Annotated in this window: 5 protein-coding genes; all 5 read right to left on the minus strand. The window is 32.3% G+C overall.

The features are described 5' to 3' along the window. Window positions 1-494 (minus strand): porin family protein (locus FPG59_RS14595; RefSeq protein ID WP_086455303.1); only part of this gene is annotated, 494 nt, incomplete at its 3' end. A gap of 89 nt (window positions 495-583) precedes the next feature. Then, the gene (locus FPG59_RS14600) at window positions 584-1,720 is read right to left on the minus strand and encodes an AraC family transcriptional regulator (RefSeq protein ID WP_086455304.1); all 1,137 of its coding nucleotides are present in this window, start codon (window positions 1,718-1,720) and stop codon (window positions 584-586) included. A 314-nt stretch (window positions 1,721-2,034) separates the two neighbouring features. After that, window positions 2,035-2,604, minus strand: coding sequence for a hypothetical protein (locus FPG59_RS14605; protein WP_086455305.1), 570 nt, complete (start codon window positions 2,602-2,604; stop codon window positions 2,035-2,037). Further along, window positions 2,591-3,085, minus strand: coding sequence for an RNA polymerase sigma factor (locus tag FPG59_RS14610; protein WP_086455306.1), 495 nt, complete (start codon window positions 3,083-3,085; stop codon window positions 2,591-2,593). Before FPG59_RS14610 ends, FPG59_RS14605 begins: the two co-directional genes overlap by 14 nt. A gap of 1 nt (window position 3,086) precedes the next feature. Beyond that, window positions 3,087-3,923, minus strand: a complete 837-nt coding sequence (locus FPG59_RS14615) for an alpha/beta fold hydrolase (RefSeq protein WP_086455307.1) — start codon at window positions 3,921-3,923, stop codon at window positions 3,087-3,089. Window positions 3,924-3,967 lie beyond the last annotated feature (44 nt).

Raw genomic sequence — 3,967 nt, forward strand, 5'->3', positions numbered from 1 at the left:
TTATTAATATTTGATAATCCAAAATTATATCTTGCTCCAAAATTAAGTCCGTTTTCTAGTTTGTAACCAATTCCTAAATTAGCAGCTAAGTCAACTTTCTTAAACGTATCTTTTACGTTTGTGCTTTCATTTTTGGCCGAAAGTAAATACCCAATTTGTGGTCCAGCTTCAAGACTCAACCCTTTTGTTAGATAATATTTTGCCATTAACGGAACGTTTAAATAATTTAATCCAACAATGTTTCCGTCACTTCCTTTAAAGCTGTAACCTTGACCGGAAAGCATAAGTTCTGGTTGAAAAGAAAATTTTTTCGCAATTGGAATCTCAGTTACTAATCCGAAATTAAAGGCAGAAACAGGTTCAAGACTGCTGGTGTTATCACCAGTAATGCTACTAATGTTAATACCTACTTTTGCACCAAATTTAATTTTTTGAGCGTTTGCATTTGTAAATCCTAAAACTGTAAGAACAGCTAGTACTAAAAATTTTTTCATAAAAATTGTTTTTTAATTATTGAAGTGCAAAACTCACACAAGAAGAACTAGAAAAGGTGCCAAAAACTTCAAATTGTATAAATCGGTACTTATTTATTAGAATTCCGATACTCATTTGGTGTTTGACCAGTAGCTTTTTTAAAAGCTTTGTAAAAAGTGGTTTTTGAAGTAAAACCTGACTCTAGTCCCATCGTCAATAAATTGTAATTTTGATATTCTGAATTAGAGATCATTTCCTTCACCGCTTCAACCCGATATTGATTGATGTAATTGGCAAAGTTGTCTCCTGTTACCGTATTTACAATTTGTGAAACATATCCAGCACTTATGCCTAGTTTTTCAGCGATTTTTTCTCTATTCAAGGTGCAATCGGTATAAATATGATGTTCCTTACAAAGAAGATCAAGTTTTTGAAAATAAAGATTATCTACTGTGATAGATTCCCGATATTCTTCTGGGCTGTCATTTTCATTAATTTCCGAATTACTGTATGAAATAGTTAAATCGTTATTTAGAAAAGTATAGATAGCATCCTTGTTTTTTGCGAGTCTGTACTTGTAAATGCCTACATATGCTGTCCAATGAATAATGAAAGTTGCAGATAAAGCCACGACACTCATAGTAAAAGAAATATCATATTGAAGAAATATGGCGACTAACCAGGTAATAATCCAAGAGAATAACAAAGATGTAAAAAGGGTTAATAACGTTACTACCCAATTTTTTTCTTCTGAATCTTTTAAATGTCTTATCATAAAATAAGAGTAAATCAACAGAAAAGGGATGAATGTAAGGACTAAAAAAAGATGAAATAGACTCAGTATTTCAATGATAACAATACCTGGTTCTGGAATAGTATAAATTCCTGCTACACGATCAAGATCGTTTGTAATGTTGAGTACAGCGGAAAATGCAAATGGAACAAAACATAAATATATTTTTTGTTTGCTTTTTACAGTGTCATCAATCCGATTTACAATATATAGGAATAGGAATGCAGGCAATAGTAATGCCCACTCGACATTGTCAATAAAATGTAGAAAAGGATAGGGAGTATATGCTTCTTCTAACTCAAAGACATAATTCAGTAAAAGGATAGAAAGTGTAAATAGCAAGTATGCCACATATTTATTTGAATTACTATTAAATAAGGAAGACCTTAAAATAACTAATCCCAAGACTATTCCCTGAAAAATGGCGATATTTAAAAGTGTAGTATAAATCAATTTCTGGCTTTAAAAGTTATTATTCTAATTTGTTTTGGGATACTATTTAAAGAAGTCGTTTTTTAAATCATAACTTATTTCATACGAATTCACGGAACGAATTTATACCAATACAGTTAACTTTCTTATGGGATTATGAAATGATTAACTAAAAGGACAAGCTGTCTCAAGAGTTCTAATGATAAGACAAAGGTCTTCTTTGTGCGCACAATCTAAATATTTTTGTCCTTTGAACGAGATAACAAAAAAGCTCCAGATTTCTCTGAAGCTTTTCTAGTAGTGGTAAACGGTACAATAGAAACCAATTATTTTTTTTATGAAATGTTTTTCAAGAAGTGTAAAAGCTTTATTTCCTTTTGAATGAATCGTATCATAAAAAATGCAAATAGAAATAAAAAAATATATCCGCTTAATAGAATGTAAAGATAAAAGCCTCTTGAGAAAATGGTTTTAAAAACTGGTAAAAGCAATGTAAATCCAGCAGTATACGTGAGGTAAATGATAGGTGTAAGGATGTAATGTATTTTTTTTCTCCAAGTATAAAACTGATGTGCTAGTTTACTATATTCTATTAATGTGAGATCAGTATTTAAATTGGCTAGCTTTTTCACACTGATCCATTCTAAAGCTACGCGACTCACAAGCATTACAATCATAATGCACAAGCCGATACTAAACTGGATGTTTTTGTAAGCACCTGACCAAATAAAATAGAAGATTAATATTATTGAGGTAAGGCTTAAAATTACTCTGGTCCATAAATGACCGCGTTTAATTTTTTTAGTATGTGACTCCGCTTTTTTTATAATTTCGGCGGCCGTTGGTTGTGATTCAGATGCTGTCTGCTGATCCCAGATATTTTGTAATTCTTCAAATGTTTTCATTTTGTACACATTGAGTTAAACTTTTTTTGATTCTATGAATTCTAACGCGAAGGGTTTCTTCGGTTATCCCGATTACTTCTGATATTTCCTGATATTCTAAACCATCTAAAGTCATCAGGATGATCATCTTGTTCGTTTCTTCCAATTTTTGTATGCATTGATACATTTGTCTAAGCTGCTCATCTTTTTCGCTCGAATAGGTTTCTGCAACAATCTGAGGTAGAATGTCGGTCCTGATTTCTTTCTTTGTAGATGATTTTCTCAAATAAAGAAGGCAAGTGTTTACTGCAATTCTGTAAATCCAAGTGCTGATACTCGATTCATTTCTAAAAGTGTCTAACTTCTCCCAGACTTTGATGAAGATTTCCTGAGTTGCATCAGAGGCTAATGCGGTATCGCCACAAAAATATCCTTTGCACAATCGAAACACTTTATTGTAATGCTTATAGTATATCTCGTTGAATTGTTCTTTTTTAGCCACCTTATTTTAATTCAAGTTTTACTTTATCCATAAACCATTCTGGTTGATCGTACATAACAAAATGAGCGGAGTTTGCTGCATACTCAATTTTAACAGAAGGCAGGTTCTCATATTGGGCTTTATAGGTGTTTTGTACTGTGGTAAGATCTGGATTTGAAGCAGCTAAAATTACAACAGGAATTTTAATTTTAGAAATTTCTTTTCGTAGGTCTAAATTTAGCATGTCAATATAACCGTGAACGTACGTTTTTCGATCCACAAGACGCATCCATTCATTGATTGTTTTTTGTTTTTCTTTGTTCATACACATAAAAGAAGTCGACTGCGAATTCATTCCGTCAAACGCTTTTTGATCCATAGTCATCATCATTTTACTTTGCGGATTGTCATACGGTATAATTTCTCCCTTGTAGTTAGGAATCATCAAAGCGGCAGTTGCAGGCAAAGCATCAACGATGATTAATTTTTTGAACAAATTGGTTTCCTGAGAGGCTAACCACAAGCTTAAAGTACCTCCTAAACTATGACCAACTAGTGTAGCATTCTTTATTTTTTTTGTTTTTACATAGGAAATGACCTGATCTTTGATGGTAGCCAACCAAGGGCTTTCTATTGGTGGGACATTCCCAAATCCCGCAAAAGTAAAAATATGACATTCGTTAGTTTTAGAAAGTTCGGCCACTGTTTCATTCCAAACTTCACCGGTACAGCCAAAACCAGGAAACAACATTACAGGAGTTCCTTTTCCTTTTACCTCTACTTTGAAGGCAGTTTGAGCAAAAACAGATTTTGAGATCAAAAGGAAAAATGCAATAATTAAAATAGATTTCGTTTTCATAAGATATATTTTTTTAAAGTTTACCTTTTGATACAGTACTAGAT

This window comes from Flavobacterium sp. FPG59 (genome assembly GCF_002150205.1).
Taxonomy (GTDB): domain Bacteria; phylum Bacteroidota; class Bacteroidia; order Flavobacteriales; family Flavobacteriaceae; genus Flavobacterium.

Excerpts from the sequence above, each read along its gene's own strand:
- FPG59_RS14615 (WP_086455307.1), bottom strand. The coding sequence starts at position 3,923 with ATGAAAACGAAATCTATTTTAATTATTGCATTTTTCCTTTTGATCTCA.
- FPG59_RS14605 (WP_086455305.1), bottom strand. The coding sequence starts at position 2,604 with ATGAAAACATTTGAAGAATTACAAAATATCTGGGATCAGCAGACAGCA.